A 15121-nucleotide genomic window follows, 5' to 3' on the forward strand; every position below is an offset into this window, starting at 1 on the left:
GTCCGGGGTCCTGGCATGCGCCGGTACGCGTCCGCGTGCGTGCATACCACTCATGCGGCATGCACCCGGAAGTGACCGTCCTCGTCCAACTCGTGGACCTGGCCGGTGTCGACCTCGTAGTACCAGCCGTGCAGCCGTAGCCGTCCCGCGTCGAGCCGTGGCTTGGTCACCGGGTAACTCCGCAGCGCCTCAAGCTGGTTGACGACGTTGAGCTGGGCCACCGCCGGCATCGACGGGTCCTCGCACGCCCCGTCGAGCAACGGCGCGAGCTCCGGGCGGGCCAGGTCCAGCCAGGCGTCCACCCCGGGCAGCGCGGACAGGTCGTCGCCGGACTTCAGGGCGCCCATCGCGCCGCAGTGGGAGTGGCCACACACGACGATGTCCTGAACGCCGAGCACCTCCAGTGCGTACTCGATGGTGGCGGCCTCGCCGGACGCGCCCTGCCGTCCGTGCGGTGGCACGATATTGCCTGCGTTCCGCAGCTCGAATATCTCTCCGGGTCGTGCGCCCGTGATCAGGGCGGGTATGACCCGCGAGTCCGAGCAGGTAATGAACAATGCCTCCGGATATTGGCCTTCGGCCAGCTTCCGGTATTCGCCGCTCTCGAAATCGACGCGCCTCTTGAACGAGCGGGCGCGGTCCAGCAGTGCCTTCACGGTTCCTCCCGGCAGGGGGTTCGACCAGGGCTTTCCCGTCGTGCTCTCACCGTAGGGGGGCCACTGCCAGGCGAAGGTTAAGGGAACACTAGAGCGCGGCCAGGAATGGCCCATATTTCGTCCCGGCGGGCACTGAATCAGCGTCAACGAGCCATCCACGGACGGTTTTTGAGCAGCCGGTCACATTACCTCGGGTATGGGCGACGTGGTCATGACCGCTCTTGTAGCGTGTCCCCTCCACGGCACGGAATTCGTGCTGTCCGGATTCATGGGGAGACAGGACCTATGGGCGTACGAGTGCTGCTCATCGAGGACGACGAGACGATCGCCGAGCCGCTCGCCGAGGGTCTGGGTCACTTCGGGCTGACGGTCGACCACGTCTCGACCGGGGCCGCCGGGCTGAGAGGGCCGTACGGCGATGTCGTCCTGCTCGACCTCGGGCTGCCCGACATGGACGGCATCGACGTCTGCCGGGGGATCCGGCAGTACTCCGACGTGCCCGTCATCATCCTCAGCGCGCGCGGCGAGGAGGCCGACCGCGTTCTGGGTCTGGAACTCGGCGCGGACGACTATCTGGCGAAACCTTTCAGCCTGCGCGAACTGGTGGCCCGCATACGGGCGGTCACCCGACGCACCCAGCACGGCCGCGGCCTCCAACAGGGGCTGACCGAGGGCGAGTTCATGGCGACACCGCCGGGCGGGACGCCTGTGGTGGGCCCGTTCGGCACGGGTCCGCTCGGCGCGAGCCACCTCGGTACGGGGCCGCTCGGGTCGGGTCCGCTCGGGTCGGGGACCCTGGGGGCGGGGGTGCGGGTGACCGGCCTGCTCGGCGACGGGCCGGCCGCCGCCGCGGAGGCGCCTGGTGCCGGGGCTCCGGACGCCGGGCCCTCGGACAGCGGATCCTCGGATGCCGGGTACTCGAATTCCCGGTACTCGGGCGCCGGTTCGTCCGACTGGCGGTCCTCCCGCTCCGAGGGGGCGTACGAGTCGGGGTCCTCCGCGAGTGCCGGGTCCTCCGGTGCCTGGCCCCGGGACGCGGAACCCCGGGACGAGCCCCGGGCGGCGGAACCTCGGGAGGAGAAGCCTTTCAGGGGTGAGTCGTTCGGCGGCGAACCGTTCGCTGGTGAGTCGTTCTCGGGCGAGTCGTTCTCGGCGGGGCCGGACATGCCTGGGCGGGACACTCCTGGGTGGGACACCCACGGTCGGGGCATCCCCGGGCGGGACAGCGCGCGACGGGAGACCGCGGGGCGGGGCGGTTCCGGGCGAGGCAGTTCTGAGCCGGGTAACACCGGGCGAGGCAGGGCCGGTTCGGGCGAACCGGGGTCGGCCGGCGCGGGGGCGGATACGGCATCGGCCGCGCGGCCTTCGTACGACCGAACCGACGGCACAGGCACAGGAACAGGCGCGCGGCCCTCGTACGACCGGACCGATGGCACCGGCACGCGGTCTTCGTACGACCCGTCCGACGGCACAGGCACAGGCACCCGCGCGCGGTCTTCGTACGACGACCCCTCCGGCGGCACCGGCACGCGGTCCTCGTACGGCCCGTCCGGAGCGACTCGCGCGCCGGACTCGTACGACTCGTACGACTCTGCCGGGGGCACCCGCGCAGCGGCCTCGTACGGCTCCTCCGGAGGTACCCGTGCGCCGGACCCGTACGACCTGTCGTTCGACGAGTCGTCGCGTTCCTTCGAGGCCGGGTCGGCCTTCGAGTTCGCGCCGCCGGTTCCCGCCGGGCGGCCGAGGCGGGAGGCGTCGGCGGGGCCCGTCGAAGGGGCACTCGACGCCGAGTCGGAGCCGGTCGCCGAGACGCCGCCCGCGCCCGGTCCCCTCGTCGTCGACCGCCGTACCCGGCAGGTCTGGGTCGGGGACTCGCCGGTCTCGCTGACGCCGAAGGAGTTCGAACTGCTCGCGCTGCTCACCGAGGATCCCGGAGCGGTCTACTCGCGGCAGCAGATCCTGGACCGGGTGTGGGACCCGCACTACCAGGGCCCGACCAAGACGCTGGACGTCCATGTGGCCACCCTGCGAAGGAAGTTGGGGAACTCGGCGTGGATCCAGACCCTGCGCGGGGTCGGGTTCAGGCTGGCCGTGCAGAACCGGCCGCCCTCCGCGGGCGGGGGAGCGGGTGAGGCTGGAGCCTCGGGCGGCTCGTACGGGGAGCAGCCCGGCAGACCGAACGGCTCCGACGGTTCGTACGGCTCGTTCGGCGCTTCCGGTTCGTACGGCGCTTCCGGCTCAACCGGACCGACCGGACCGACCCGTCCAGCCGGCTCGTACGGATCGTTCGAGTCGTTCGGGCCGAGCGGGTCGAGCGGCGCGTACGACGACCTCCCGGACGGCGGATCGCACGAAGCCCGGCCGGCGGCCTTCCGGTGACGCGGCGCCTCCTGCTCAGTTACCTGAGTCTTGCCGTGCTGCTTCTGCTCTGCCTGGAGATTCCGCTGGGCTTCGTCTACTCCCGGGGTGAGCGTGAGCGGGTCACCAACATGGCGAAGGACGAGGCGGAGTCGGTCTCCGCGTACGCCTCGCTGGCCCTCTCCATGGGCGGACGCGCCGGGCAGGACCTGCCGGGCAGGGTGAGCCGCTGTGCCGAGCGCATCGACGGCAAGGTGGTGATCGTCGACCAGTCGGGCGCGCTGGTCACCAGCTCGCACACGCTGTCGGCGGCCGAGACCCAGGGGCTCGCCGTCCGTCCCGGGATCGCCGCGGCCCTGCGGGGAACCGCGACGCAGGACGTCCGCACCTCCACCATCGGAGGCGTCCAGTACCTGTCCGTCGCGGCGCCGATCGCGCAAGGCTCGTACAAACAGGGCGCCGTGTGGATCACTCTGCCCACGCAGATGGTGCATGCGCGGGTGCACCACGTCTGGCTGCTGCTGGCCCTCGGCGGGCTCGCGGCCCTCACCGCCGTCGCGGTCATCGGCTTCGCCATCGCCCGCTGGACCGGCCGCCCCATCCGTGAACTGGAGCTCGCCACCCACGAGTTGGCCGACGGCGGCCCGTCCACACCGGTGGCGATCACCAAGGGACCGCCGGAGGTGCGGAGTCTCGCGGCGACCTTCAACCGTACGGCCGCCCGCCTCGAACACCTCCTCGCCTCACAGCGCGCCTTCGCGGGCGAGGCCTCGCACCAGCTCAAGACGCCCCTCGCCGCGCTGCGGCTGCGCCTGGAGAACCTGGAGCCCGACATCGCCCTGAACGCCCGGGGCAGTCTGACCGCCGCGATGACCGAGACCGACCGGCTCGCCAGGATGGTCGAGGGGCTGCTGGCGATGGCCCGGCTCGACGAGAGCGCGGCGGTTCGCGAACAGGTGGACCTGGACCGGGTCTGCGCGGAGCGGCACCGGGCCTGGGCGCCGATGTTCGAGCAGTACGGGGTACAGCTCGTGCTGCTGGGCGACTACGGCGGGCCGGTCCTCGCCCTGCCCGGCGCGGTCGAGCAGATCCTGGACAACCTGCTGTCCAACTCCCTGCGGGTTTCGCCCCGTCACTCCACCGTCTCCATCGACCTGCGCAGGCCCGAGACCCACGAACGCCGCTTCGGTCACCGCCCGGCGGGGCCGGCCCGTGTCGAACTCCACGTCACGGACGAGGGCCCCGGCATGACCGAGGAGCAGCGCCGCCGCGCCTTCGACCGCTTCTGGCGCGCCCCCGACGCGCCGAAGGGCGGTACGGGTCTGGGGCTGGCCCTCGTCCAGCGCCTTGCCCACGCGAGCGGCGGGGACGTGCTGCTGCGCGCGGCTGCCTCTGCCTCCGGCGGGCTCGACGCGGTGGTTCGGCTGCCGCCCGTTGTCGGTGCCGTCGGTGCCCCCGCGGTGCCGCCGAGACCGCTGGAGAGCACCGCGCAACGGGTGTTCTGAAAGTGCGGGCCGGTGGGGGCTGGCCGCGCAGTTCCCCGCGCCCCTTGAAGGCAAGGGGCTTTGGGGCGCGGGGAACTGCGCGACCAGCCCCCACCGGGCCCGCACTCGACGTCATCGCCTGTCGCCCACTACCGCGACGCGCCCCCGTCGATCACAAGGTCCGTGCCGATCACGGACCCGGCGGCGTCGGAGGCCAGGTAGAGAACGGCCTCGGCCACCTCCTCCGTCGAGGAGACGCGGCCGAGCGGTGACTCCTCCTTCATCCGGGCGGCACGGTCGGCCTCGGTCTCGCCGGGGCGCAGGGACATGGTGGTCGCGGAGGCACCGGGGCTCACGGCGTTGATACGGATGCCGTCGGCGACGTGGTCGAGCGCGGCACCGGCGGTGAGCGCTGACACGGCGGCCTTGGAGGCCGCGTACGCGGTGGTGTTGGGCCACTGCTTGTGCGCGCCCAGGTTGGAGGAGACGTTGACGATCGCCCCGCCGCCCGGCTGGGTCCGCATCTGCCGGACCTCGGCCTGCAGGGCGAGGAGTACACCGGTGACGTTGATGTCGAGCAGGGTCCGCCAGTCCTCCTCGGGGAGGTCGGCGACGGGCTGTCCGCCGCGGAAGACGCCTGCGTTGTTCACGGCTATGTCGAGAGAGCCGAACCGGTCGACGGCCGTGCGGACGAGTGCCTCCACGTCCGCCGGGCGTGCCACGTCGGCGACCTGCGCCACCGCCGTGCCACCGGTCCGTTCGGCGAGGGCGACGGTCTCGTCGAGCGCCGCCCGGGTACGACCCGCCACGACGACGGAGGCCCCCTCGGCGGCGAACGCGAGCGCGACGGCCCGCCCGATGCCGGTTCCGCCCCCGGTGACGAGGACGGTGCGGTGCGAGAAGCGGGTGCGGTTCATGAGTGACTCCCTTTCGGACATGGTGAGTTGGGGAACGCGGAAGTGAGGATCAGGCGAGCCGCAGGGCCAGGGCCGCGGTGCCGAAGAGGGCCGCGGTCATCGCGAGGCTCGCCGTGTCGCCGCCGACGCCGAGCAACAGGGCGAAGACGACGGTCGGCCCGGTCTCCATCGCCGTGTTGTGCACCCCGCCCGCGAGCCCGGTCCGTTCCGCCGGCACCCGGTCGGTGGCCAGCACGGCTGCCCCGGCGAAGGAGGCGGCGACCCCGGTGGCCAGCAGGACGAAGCCGGGGAGAAGCCCGTACGCGTACGGGACTGTTTCATTCACTCCGAGGAGCGAGAGGAGTACGAGGCCCACGGCGCCCACGGCCAGCCCGGCACCGGTGACGACGGGTGCCCCGTACCGGCCGATGAGCCGCCCCGCCATCCGGCCCGACGCGAGGAGGGCCACGGCGAACGGCACGAACGCGGTCGACGTCCGCAGCGCCGACCAGCCGCGCTCGTCCTGAAGATGGAGCGAGAACAGCACGAAGACGGTGGCGGTCCCGGCCGCGGTCAGTGCGGTGGCGGCGAGCCCGAGCGCGCGCCGCCTGTCGAGCAGGAAGCGGGGCGGCAGCAGTGGATCGGGCGCCCGCCGCTCGACCCCGACGAACATGGCCAGCAGGACTACTCCGGTGACCAGCGGCGCCAGCACCCGGCCCGACGTCCAGGGCCACGCGTCGGTGAGCACCAGCCCGTAGCTGGCGGAGGCCAGCCCGGCGGTGGCCAAGAGCGCGCCGGGCAGGTCCAGACGGGGGCGGCGGTCCGGGTGCTGGGGCCCGCCCGTCCCGGAGTGGGGCCCGGTCGCCGCGGGCAGCACCCGTGGGGCCAGCGCGAGCGCCGCCACCGTCACGGTGAGCGGTACGGCGAAGGCCCAACGCCAGGACAGGAGTGCGGAGATGACGCCGGAGAGCAGATTGCCCGCCGTGGCGCCGAGGACGGACAGACCTCCCCAGGTGGCCATCGCACCGCCGTACGCGGCGGGGGAGGGGAACACCGTCCGCAGCACCGCCATCGCGGCGGGCGCGATCAGGGCCGCGCCCACACCCTGAGTGAGCCGGGCCGCGAGAAGCGCGCCGTACCCGGGAGCGAGCGGGGCGGCGGCCGACGCGAGCCCGAACACCAACAGCCCCGCGGTGAGCGCCCGTTGCCCGCCGTACCGGTCGGCGAGCCGTCCCCCGAACAGCAACAGCCCGGCGAACGTCAGCCCGTACGCAGCACTGAGCAGGATCAACTCCTCGCGCCGCACCCCGAATTCCACCCCGATCCCCGGCAACGGCACAGCCACGGCGGCCAACGTGAATATCAGGGTGACCTGCACACCCCCGAGCAACACGAACGCGGCTCGACTGGAGCGAGTAGGTGCCATCGTCACGGCCACGAGTTCCCCCCTAATTAGACCGATCGTTTCAATATGAGGTCAGGCAAAACGAGCCCCTTCAGGGGCGCGGGGAACTGCGCGATCTTTTAGGGGTGCGAGGAACTGCGCGACCAGCCTCCAGTCACCCGCACACACCAACGGCCCGGAGTGAACCGAATCAATCCAGCAGGGTCAGAGCCTGCTCGGCCGCATCCCGAACCCGTCCAGGCTCCGCCGACACCTTGCCGACCACGCGAAGCCCCTGCATCAACACCAGCAGCATGCGGGCCAACGCCCGAGGGTCCCGATCCTCCGCAAGCTCCCCCTGTGCCTGCGCCCGCACGAGCGCCGAGTGCATCAGCGTCTCGACGTGGTCCCAGCTGAGCTCCACGAGGCGGGCCGCCGCCGTGTCGTGAGGCGCGAGCTCGGCCGCGGTGTTGGTGACGAAGCAGCCCGCCCGCCGGCGGGCATCGTCCGTCGCCTCGGCGGCGAACCGGCGCACCGTCGCCCGCACGGCGGGCAACGCGGCCCCCGCCTGCGACAACTCGTGGAGCATCAGCGCGTCGCGCGACTCCCCGTACCGGTCCAGCGCCTTCAGGTACAGCTCGTGCTTGTTGCCGAAGGTCGCGTAGATGCTGGCGCGCCCGATGCCGAGATGCTCGACGAGGTCCGCCATCGACGTCGCCTCGTAGCCGCGCCGCCAGAACAGCTCAAGGGCCGACTGCAGCGCGGCGTCCGGATCGAACTCCTTGGTCCTGGCCACGTACCGCAGCCTAGACCTTTCTGAAACGATCGGTCAAGATGAACTCGGTGTGGGCCGGATGGAGCCCGATGCCAGGGCGGCCTATCGCGCCCGCACCTCGTACGTCGCCACCCTCACCGTCTCGTCGTCCAGGCACTGGCCCGACTCCAGGTCGAAGCGCTGCTTGAGGAGCGGTGAGGCGACGAACGGGTGGCCCTGGTGGGTGCCCGTGAGTCCGCGGGAGAGGACGGCCGCGCCGGAGAACGGGTCGCGGTTGTCGATCGCGTACATGCGGCCCGTGCGGTCCAGGAAGAGCGCGACCTGGTGGCCGTCCGGGAGCAGTGCCGCCACTCCGCGGCCGGGCATCAGCAGGGACAGGTCGCAGACCGCGAACCAGCCGTCCGTCAGCCGGAGTTGGACCGTTGTTGCGGTTGCCGTCGCGGTCGTCGTGGTCGTCTCGGAGGCCAGGGTCATCGCTGGGCGCTTCCTTCCAGGGGACGCGTGCCGATGGTCAGCAGCGGCAGGTCGGGCTTGATCTGGTCGCGCTCGGGGACGAAGCCGACGACCGGGTCGGGGGTGTCCGGCGCGTTCACGAAGGAGACGAAGCGGGAGAGCTTCTCCGGGTCGTTGATGGTCTCGGCCCACTCGTCGCGGTAGGCCGCGACATGCGCCGTCATCAGGGACTCCAGCTCCTCGCAGATGCCGAGCGAGTCCTCCACGACCACCTCGCGGATGTGGTCGAGGCCGCCGGGGATCCGCTCCAGCCAGGTCGAGGTGCGCTCAAGACGGTCCGCCGTGCGGATGTAGAACATCAGGAAACGGTCGATCAGGCGGATCAGTTCGGCGTCGGAGAGGTCCTGGGCGAGCAGGTCCGCGTGGCGCGGGGTCGCGCCGCCGTTGCCGCCCACGTACAGGTTCCAGCCGTTGGCGGTGGCGATGATGCCGAAGTCCTTCGACTGGGCCTCGGCGCACTCGCGGGCGCAGCCGGAGACCGCCGACTTGAGCTTGTGCGGGGAGCGCAGACCCCGGTAGCGCAGCTCCAGGTCGATCGCCATGCGCACCGAGTCCTGGACGCCGTACCGGCACCAGGTCTGCCCGACGCAGGACTTGACCGTCCGCAGCGACTTTCCGTACGCGTGCCCGGACTCGAAGCCGGCGTCCACCAACCGGGCCCAGATCAGCGGGAGTTGCTCGACGCGTGCGCCGAACATGTCGATCCGCTGACCGCCCGTGATCTTCGTGTAGAGGCCGAAGTCCCGGGCCACCTCGCCGATCACGATGAGCTTCTCGGGGGTGATCTCGCCGCCGGGGATGCGCGGCACGATCGAATAGGAGCCGTTCTTCTGGAGGTTGGCGAGGAAGTGGTCGTTGGTGTCCTGGAGCGAGGCCTGCTCGCCGTCCAGGACATAGCCGTTGGCGCCGATCGTGGGTGCGAGCGAGGCGATGATCGAGCCGACCGCGGGCTTGCAGACCTCGCAGCCGTCGCCGTCCTGGGCGCCCTCACGCCCGTACCGGTCCAGGAGTTGCCGGTAGGAGGTGACGCGCAGGGCGAGGACGATCTCGTACAGCTCCTCGCGGGTCTGGGAGAAGCAGCCGCACAGGCCCTTGTCGACCTCGACGCCGCTCGCCTCCAGCTCGGAGGTGACCAGCTGGCCGAGGACCTTGACGCAACTGCCGCAGCCCGTACCGGCCTTGGTGCACTTCTTCACCTCGGGCACGGTCGTGCACGCGTGGTCGGTGACCGCGCCGCGGATCGCGCCCTTGGTGACGTTGTGGCAGGAGCAGATGATCGCCTCGTCCGGCAGCGCGGACGGGCCGAGCTGGACGGACGCGCCGTCGCCGGCCGGCAGGACGAGCTGCTCCGGGGAGACCGGCGGGACCGAGCCGGTGAACGCGCGCAGCGTGCCGTACGCCTCCGCGTCGCCGACCAGGATGCCGCCGAGCAGTTCGCCGTTCCGGCCGATGACCAGCTTCTTGTACGTGCCGGAGCGGGCGTCGGAGTAGACGACGTCGAGGCAGTCCTCGGCCGTGCCGTGCGCGTCGCCGAAGGACGCCACGTCCACGCCGAGCAGCTTGAGCTTGGTGGACAGGTCGGCGCCGGTGAAGGACGCCTCGTCGCTTGCGATGGTCGCGGCGGCCGTCTCGGCCTGCTCGTAGCCGGGCGCGACCAGGCCGTACACCCGGCCGTCCGCCGCGAGCGCGCACTCGCCGATCGCGAACACCTGCGGGTCGTTGACGGTCCGGCACTGCTCGTCGACCGTGATGCCGCCGCGCTCGCCGACCGTCAGACCGCAGTCGCGGGCGAGCTGGTCGCGGGGGCGGACACCGGCCGAGAAGACCACCAGGTCGGTGGCGAGTTCGGAGCCGTCGGACAGCTTCATGCCGGTCACGGCACCCGAATCGTCCGTGAGAATCTCCTGCGTGCCCACACCGGTGTGGACGCTCAGGCCCATGTCCTCGATGGTGCGCAGCAGAGCCGCGCCACCGCCGTCGTCGACCTGCACCGGCATCAGGCGCGGCGCGAACTCCACGATGTGGGAGGTGAGTCCGAGCCCCTTGAGCGCGCCGGCCGCTTCCAGTCCGAGCAGCCCGCCGCCGACCACGGCACCGGTCGTCGCCCTCGACCTCGCGTACTCCTCGATCGCGAGCAGGTCCTCGATCGTGCGGTAGACGAAGCAGCCCTCGGCGTCCTTGTTCGGCACCGGCGGCACGAAGGGGTACGAGCCGGTGGCGAGGACGAGCGTGTCGTAGTCGACTGTCAGGCCGGAGCGGGCCGTCACCCGCTTCGCGGCCCGGTCGACCGTCTCCGCCGGGTCGCCGATGTGCAGCTCGATCCCGTGGTCCTTGATGAACTCCATGTCCGTCATGGACAGTTCCTCGGGCGTGGTCCCCGAGAAGTACGAGGTCAGCTGCACGCGGTCGTACGCGGGGCGTGGCTCCTCGCACAGCACGACCACGCGGTGCGTGGCGGTCAGGCCGCGCTCGGCGAGCGCTTCGAGGAAGCGCTGGCCGACCATGCCGTGGCCGACGAGCACGATCGTGGGGGTGCCCCCCAGGGTGGCGGTCATTCAGGAGCCTCCATCGTTAGCGCGATGACCTCGGGGGTGTACCTTCCGGCCAGGACCTCCGTGAGCAGGACCCGGTTGTACGGGGTGTGCTCCTCGTCGCCGGCGAGCGCGCCGGACAGGCCGGGCTCTCCGAGCCTGCGGGCGAGCCGTACGCCCGTGAGGTCGGCGCCGGTCACCACCACACGCGTATTCGAGGTCATGCGTCGCAGCGTGCGGTGCCGGTGTTACCCGGTCGCATCCCCCCTGTTTCCCGCGGGGAACGCTGCCCTCAGCGGGGCCGGGGCGCGGATGTGAGGGTTTTCGGCGGGCGGGGCGAGGGCGTCGTGAGGTCGCCCGGAAACGGGGCCGAGGTGCGGCTACCCCCACCCCCGGGAGCCGTGCGAGCACCATCGCTCTCCGGCACCGGCCGCGGCAGCCTTGAGGCGTCGGGCCACCCGCGCACCGCGCGTGTACACAGGGGAGCGAACCATGGACACCGCCCAGCAGCCGTACGTCCGGGAGGACGCGGCCGTACGGACCTGGCAGCTCGTGCGCCGCTTCCTGGACGTGGAGCTGTCCGGATCGCCCCGGGGCGCAGGTTCACCTGAAGCCCGACCCCAGGTTGCCCCGATGCCCGACCGTAGGTTGACGACATGCGCAGACTGACCGCCGCGCTCGCGCTCGACGTCCTGAGGCGGCCGATCGCCGCCTTCACGCCGAAGGCGCTCGCCGTACTCCTATACGCCCTGATCGCGCTCCCGCTCGCCCTCGTCGGCTTCGTGCTCACACTGGTGGGGCTGGTCGTCGGCGGGGCCCTGTCCGTCACCACGCTGGGCCTGTGGGTGCTGGCGCTGACCGTGCGGGGCGCGCTCGCTCTCGGTGCGGCCCAACGGTCCCTGGCGCGGCGGCTGTTGGGCCTGGAGATCGAGGAGCCGCCGACACCTCCCGCCCGGGGCGTACTCGGCAGACGGCGGGCCCTGCTCCTCGGTCGGGCCGGCTGGCGGGCCGTCGGCTGCGCGCTGGCCACACCCGTCACGGCCGTCCTCGGATACGTGGCGGTCCTGGGCGCGTACGCCTACGGGGCCCAGAGCGCCCTGCACCCGCTGCTCAAGCGCTGGAACTACCACACAGTGCGCGACGGCGACTCCGTACGGCACGTGTCGCTCGAAGTCCTCGGCGTCCAACTCGACTCCTGGCCACGGTGGTTGATCCCGATGACGGCCGGGCTCGTCCTCCTGGCCTGGGCCCCCTGGCTGCTGCGGCACGCCCTCGCCCCGCACCGCGCGCTGCTCGCCGCCACGCTCGGCACGAGCGACGCGGAGCGCCGCATCCGCACGCTGGAGGAGACACGCGCCCAGGCCGTGGACGACGCCGCGGCGACCCTCCGCCGCATCGAGCGCGACCTGCACGACGGCACACAGGCCCGGCTCGTCGGGCTCGCGATGCATCTGACGATGATCCGGGAACTGGTCGGAGCGGACGCCGACCGCGAACGTCTCCTCGCCGTCGTCGACACCGCGCAGGGCAATGCCAAGCAGGCCATCGCCGACCTGCGTCACCTCGTCAAGGGCATCCACCCTCCCGTGCTGGACCAGGGCCTGGACACGGCCCTGGCCACCCTCGCGGCCGACAGCGCCCTGCCCGTCGAGGTCGTCGCGGACATCGAGGCCCGCCCCGCGCCCGCCGTCGAGTCCATCGCCTACTTCTGCGCCGCCGAACTCCTCGCCAACGCGGCGAAACACAGCGGGGCGGCCGGTGCCACGGTCACGGTGACCGCCCGCGCCGGGCTGCTGCGGCTCACCGTCCACGACGGCGGACGCGGCGGCGCGGCGATCGGCGCGGGCTCCGGGCTCACCGGCCTGCTGACCCGCGTACGGACCGTCGACGGCACGCTCACCTGCGACAGCCCGCCGGGAGGGCCTACGGTGGTCACGGTCGAGCTGCCGTACTGAGCCGCAGTACTGCCTCACCGAACCGCCATGCCGGACCGTCATCCCGAACTGCCATGCCGAACTGCCTCACTGATCACGGGGGTCAGATGCGCGTCGTCATCGCCGAGGACTCCGCTCTCCTGCGCGACGGCCTTGCCCAGCTCCTCCAGCTGCGGGGCGTCGACGTCGCCGCGGCCGTCGGGGACGCCGACGCGCTGCTCGCCGCCGTGGCCGAGCACCGCCCGGACGCCGCCGTCGTCGACATCCGGCTGCCGCCGACCCAGACCGACGAGGGCCTGCGGGCCGCCGTACGTCTGCGCGCGGACCACCCCGGCACCGGGGTGCTGATCTTCTCCCAGTACGTCGAGACGAAGTACGCCGCACAGCTCCTGGGCACCAACCCGGGCGGCGTCGGCTACCTGCTCAAGGAAAGGGTCGTCGACATCGGGGAGTTCGTGGACGCGCTGGAACGGGTCGCCGCCGGCGGCACCGCCCTCGACCCGGAGGTCGTCGCCCAGCTCTTCGGCGCGAGCCGCCGCGCCAACGCCCTGGACGCCCTCACGCCCCGCGAACGCGAGGTGCTCGCGCTGATGGCCGAGGGCCGTACGAACCACGCCGTCGCCACGTCCTTCGGCGTCTCGGAACGGGCCGTCGAGAAGCACATCGCCAACATCTTCACCAAGCTCGGCCTGCTGCCCTCCGACACGGGGAACCGGCGGGTACTGGCGGTCCTGCGCTACTTGGAAACGGCGGGCTGAGCACCGTCGTCCACCGTGGCCCGAACCTCTGAAGATCCTCAAGGTTCACAGGATTCGTGGACGGCACATCTACCTCGTCCATAGTGTCGCGATCATGCCCGACATATCGCTGACCATGGTCGTTGTCCTGTGCCTGACCGCTCTCGCGGCGGGCTGGATCGACGCGGTGGTGGGCGGCGGCGGGCTCCTGATGCTCCCCGTACTGCTCCTCGGGCTGCCGAACTCGGGCTCGGCCGCCCAGTACGCGCTCGGCACCAACAAGGCCGTGGCGATCGTCGGCACCACGGGCGCGGCGGTGACGTACGCGCGCAAGGCGCCCGTGGACGTCGGCACGGCCGTACGGATCGGCCTCGCGGCGCTCGCCGGATCCTCGGCCGGTGCGCTGGTCGCTGCCGGGATGAGCACCGACGTGCTGAAGCCGGTGGTCATGGTCGTCCTGCTCGGCGTCGGCGCCTTCGTGATCCTGCGCCCGGCCTTCGGCACCGCGCCCTCGACCGCACCGGTCACCCCGCGCCGCGTCCTCGCCGCGATCGGCCTCGCGGGCCTCGGCATCGGCTTCTACGACGGACTCGTCGGCCCCGGCACGGGAACGTTCCTCGTACTCGCCCTGACCGCGCTGCTGCATCTCGACCTGGTGACCGCCTCCGCCACCGCGAAGATCGTGAATTGCTGCACCAACGCGGGAGCTCTCGCGATGTTCGCCTGGCAGGGCACGGTGTACTGGCAGCTGGCCGCCCTGATGGCCGTCTTCAACCTCGTCGGCGGAATGGTCGGGGCGCACACCGCCCTCAAGAAGGGCAGCGGTTTCGTCCGGGTCGTGCTGCTGACGGTGGTCTTCGCGCTGGTGGCGAACCTGGCGTACCAGCAGTGGCTGGCATAGCGGCCGACGTGGAGGCCGCCATGACCGGCTTCTAGCGGCTGCCCGTCAGGTGGGCGAAGACGACCACGTTGCCCTGGTAGCCCGTCGCCTCCGAATAGCCGCCGCCGCAGGTGATGACCCGCAGCTCCGGGCGCCCCGCGGCCCCGTACACCTTCTCGTCCGGGAAGTCATGGGCGTCGTACACCTCGACCGCGTCGACGGAGAAGAGGGCGACCCTGCCGTCGCGGCGCTCGATCTCGATGGTGCTGTCCTTCTCCAGGGCGCCCAGGTTGTAGAAGACGGCGGGCCCCTCGGCGTTGTCGACATGGCCGGCGACGATCGCGGTGCCGGTCTCGCCCGGCGCGGTACCGGCCTCGTACCAGCCGGCGAGGTTCGCCCGGTCGGCCGGTGGCGCGTCGAGGCTGCCCTGCGGGGTGAGGCCGAGGCCCAGGAGAGGGGCGTCCACCTGGATCGAGGGGATACGTACGTGTTCGGGCGGGGCGGGCGGCAGCGCGGCGGCGGCGGGCCGGTCCACATGAGCGCCTGCGCGCCCCTGCGCGGCGGAGGGCTGCGGCGGGGCATGCGTCTCGGCCCCACTGCGCAGCAGCCAGGCACCGGAGAGGAGGGCGACGAGGGTGACGGCGACTATTGAAAGGGTGCCGAACCGGTGCACGTGCGTCTCCTCTCCGGGGAGCTCGGGGCTCGGGGAGCTCGGGCCTTGGAGGCCTTGGGAGCCTTGAGGGCTTTAAGGGTCGGCGTCCCCGAACCCCTGGTGGTCGCGCCTGGTCCCGCGTCCCCCTCCGGGACGCGAGGGGCGTCGGGCCCGGAGGGGGAGGGGACGGCGGTACCGGCGGACGGACAGCGGAGGGTGTCCGTCAGATCCCGTCGCCTCTCGCCCGGCGATGCAGGAGCCAGGTACCGCCCGCGGCGGCGACGGCCAGGGCCGCCACTCCCGCCGCGGGCGGTACCTGGC

At 72.0% G+C, this 15121-nt stretch carries 12 protein-coding genes and 2 pseudogenes; 6 read left to right on the top strand and 8 right to left on the bottom strand.

Features of this window, described 5'->3' with window-relative positions:
• Positions 1-50 precede the first annotated feature (50 nt).
• Positions 51-656, bottom strand: coding sequence for a carbonic anhydrase (locus AOK17_RS35650; protein ID WP_055616742.1), 606 nt, complete (start codon positions 654-656; stop codon positions 51-53).
• A gap of 285 nt (positions 657-941) precedes the next feature.
• Here AOK17_RS35650 and AOK17_RS35655 point away from each other — a divergent pair.
• The 3 genes and pseudogenes from AOK17_RS35655 to AOK17_RS35665 all read left to right on the top strand — a co-directional run.
• Positions 942-1376: pseudogene (locus AOK17_RS35655) on the top strand (response regulator transcription factor); the annotation flags it as partial.
• A gap of 1092 nt (positions 1377-2468) precedes the next feature.
• Positions 2469-2762: pseudogene (locus AOK17_RS35660) on the top strand (winged helix-turn-helix domain-containing protein); the annotation flags it as partial.
• 269 nt (positions 2763-3031) lie between these two features.
• On the top strand, positions 3032-4519 hold the full coding sequence (locus tag AOK17_RS35665; protein WP_055616743.1) for a sensor histidine kinase: 1488 nt from the start codon (positions 3032-3034) through the stop codon (positions 4517-4519).
• Between the two features lie 128 nt (positions 4520-4647).
• Here the strand turns inward: AOK17_RS35665 and AOK17_RS35670 are convergent, their stop codons facing one another.
• The 6 genes from AOK17_RS35670 to AOK17_RS35695 all read right to left on the bottom strand — a co-directional run bounded on the left by AOK17_RS35670 (position 4648) and on the right by AOK17_RS35695 (position 10821).
• Positions 4648-5415 (bottom strand): SDR family NAD(P)-dependent oxidoreductase, encoded by a 768-nt coding sequence (locus tag AOK17_RS35670; protein ID WP_055616744.1) that lies wholly within the window; start codon positions 5413-5415, stop codon positions 4648-4650.
• Positions 5416-5464: 49 nt separating this feature from the next.
• A complete protein-coding gene (locus AOK17_RS35675; RefSeq protein ID WP_055616753.1) occupies positions 5465-6820 on the bottom strand; it encodes an MFS transporter in 1356 nt (451 codons plus the stop codon).
• Positions 6821-6989: 169 nt separating this feature from the next.
• Positions 6990-7574 carry a TetR/AcrR family transcriptional regulator gene (locus tag AOK17_RS35680; RefSeq protein ID WP_055616745.1) on the bottom strand — a complete coding sequence of 195 codons (585 nt, stop codon included), beginning with the start codon at positions 7572-7574 and terminating at the stop codon, positions 6990-6992.
• 81 nt (positions 7575-7655) lie between these two features.
• Positions 7656-8027 carry a nitrite reductase small subunit NirD gene (gene nirD, locus AOK17_RS35685; RefSeq protein WP_055616746.1) on the bottom strand — a complete coding sequence of 124 codons (372 nt, stop codon included), beginning with the start codon at positions 8025-8027 and terminating at the stop codon, positions 7656-7658.
• The gene (nirB, locus tag AOK17_RS35690) at positions 8024-10621 is read right to left on the bottom strand and encodes a nitrite reductase large subunit NirB (protein WP_055616747.1); all 2598 of its coding nucleotides are present in this window, start codon (positions 10619-10621) and stop codon (positions 8024-8026) included. Before nirB ends, nirD begins: the two co-directional genes overlap by 4 nt.
• Positions 10618-10821, bottom strand: a complete 204-nt coding sequence (locus AOK17_RS35695) for a hypothetical protein (protein ID WP_425424663.1) — start codon at positions 10819-10821, stop codon at positions 10618-10620. Before AOK17_RS35695 ends, nirB begins: the two co-directional genes overlap by 4 nt.
• A gap of 432 nt (positions 10822-11253) precedes the next feature.
• Between AOK17_RS35695 and AOK17_RS35700 the strand changes: the two genes are divergently transcribed.
• The 3 genes from AOK17_RS35700 to AOK17_RS35710 all read left to right on the top strand — a co-directional run bounded on the left by AOK17_RS35700 (position 11254) and on the right by AOK17_RS35710 (position 14169).
• On the top strand, positions 11254-12552 hold the full coding sequence (locus AOK17_RS35700) for a sensor histidine kinase (RefSeq protein WP_055616749.1): 1299 nt from the start codon (positions 11254-11256) through the stop codon (positions 12550-12552).
• Between the two features lie 86 nt (positions 12553-12638).
• Positions 12639-13289: a response regulator gene (locus AOK17_RS35705; protein ID WP_055616750.1), complete on the top strand. Its 651-nt coding sequence runs from the start codon at positions 12639-12641 to the stop codon at positions 13287-13289.
• 94 nt (positions 13290-13383) lie between these two features.
• Positions 13384-14169, top strand: a complete 786-nt coding sequence (locus AOK17_RS35710; RefSeq protein WP_055616751.1) for a sulfite exporter TauE/SafE family protein — start codon at positions 13384-13386, stop codon at positions 14167-14169.
• Between the two features lie 31 nt (positions 14170-14200).
• Here AOK17_RS35710 and AOK17_RS35715 read toward each other — a convergent pair whose 3' ends face one another.
• The gene (locus AOK17_RS35715; protein ID WP_055616752.1) at positions 14201-14821 is read right to left on the bottom strand and encodes a class F sortase; all 621 of its coding nucleotides are present in this window, start codon (positions 14819-14821) and stop codon (positions 14201-14203) included.
• Positions 14822-15121 lie beyond the last annotated feature (300 nt).

It is taken from the genome of Streptomyces phaeochromogenes (genome assembly GCF_001418655.1).
Classification (GTDB): domain Bacteria; phylum Actinomycetota; class Actinomycetes; order Streptomycetales; family Streptomycetaceae; genus Streptomyces; species Streptomyces phaeochromogenes.

Bases quoted from the DNA above. Each gene is read 5' to 3' on its own strand.
- AOK17_RS35710 (WP_055616751.1), top strand. From the start codon at position 13,384: ATGCCCGACATATCGCTGACCATGGTCGTTGTCCTGTGCCTGACCGCT.
- nirD (WP_055616746.1), bottom strand. From the start codon at position 8,027: ATGACCCTGGCCTCCGAGACGACCACGACGACCGCGACGGCAACCGCA.
- AOK17_RS35670 (WP_055616744.1), bottom strand. From the start codon at position 5,415: ATGAACCGCACCCGCTTCTCGCACCGCACCGTCCTCGTCACCGGGGGC.
- AOK17_RS35675 (WP_055616753.1), bottom strand. From the start codon at position 6,820: ATGGCACCTACTCGCTCCAGTCGAGCCGCGTTCGTGTTGCTCGGGGGT.
- AOK17_RS35695 (WP_425424663.1), bottom strand. From the start codon at position 10,821: ATGACCTCGAATACGCGTGTGGTGGTGACCGGCGCCGACCTCACGGGC.
- AOK17_RS35705 (WP_055616750.1), top strand. From the start codon at position 12,639: ATGCGCGTCGTCATCGCCGAGGACTCCGCTCTCCTGCGCGACGGCCTT.
- AOK17_RS35700 (WP_055616749.1), top strand. From the start codon at position 11,254: ATGCGCAGACTGACCGCCGCGCTCGCGCTCGACGTCCTGAGGCGGCCG.
- nirB (WP_055616747.1), bottom strand. From the start codon at position 10,621: ATGACCGCCACCCTGGGGGGCACCCCCACGATCGTGCTCGTCGGCCAC.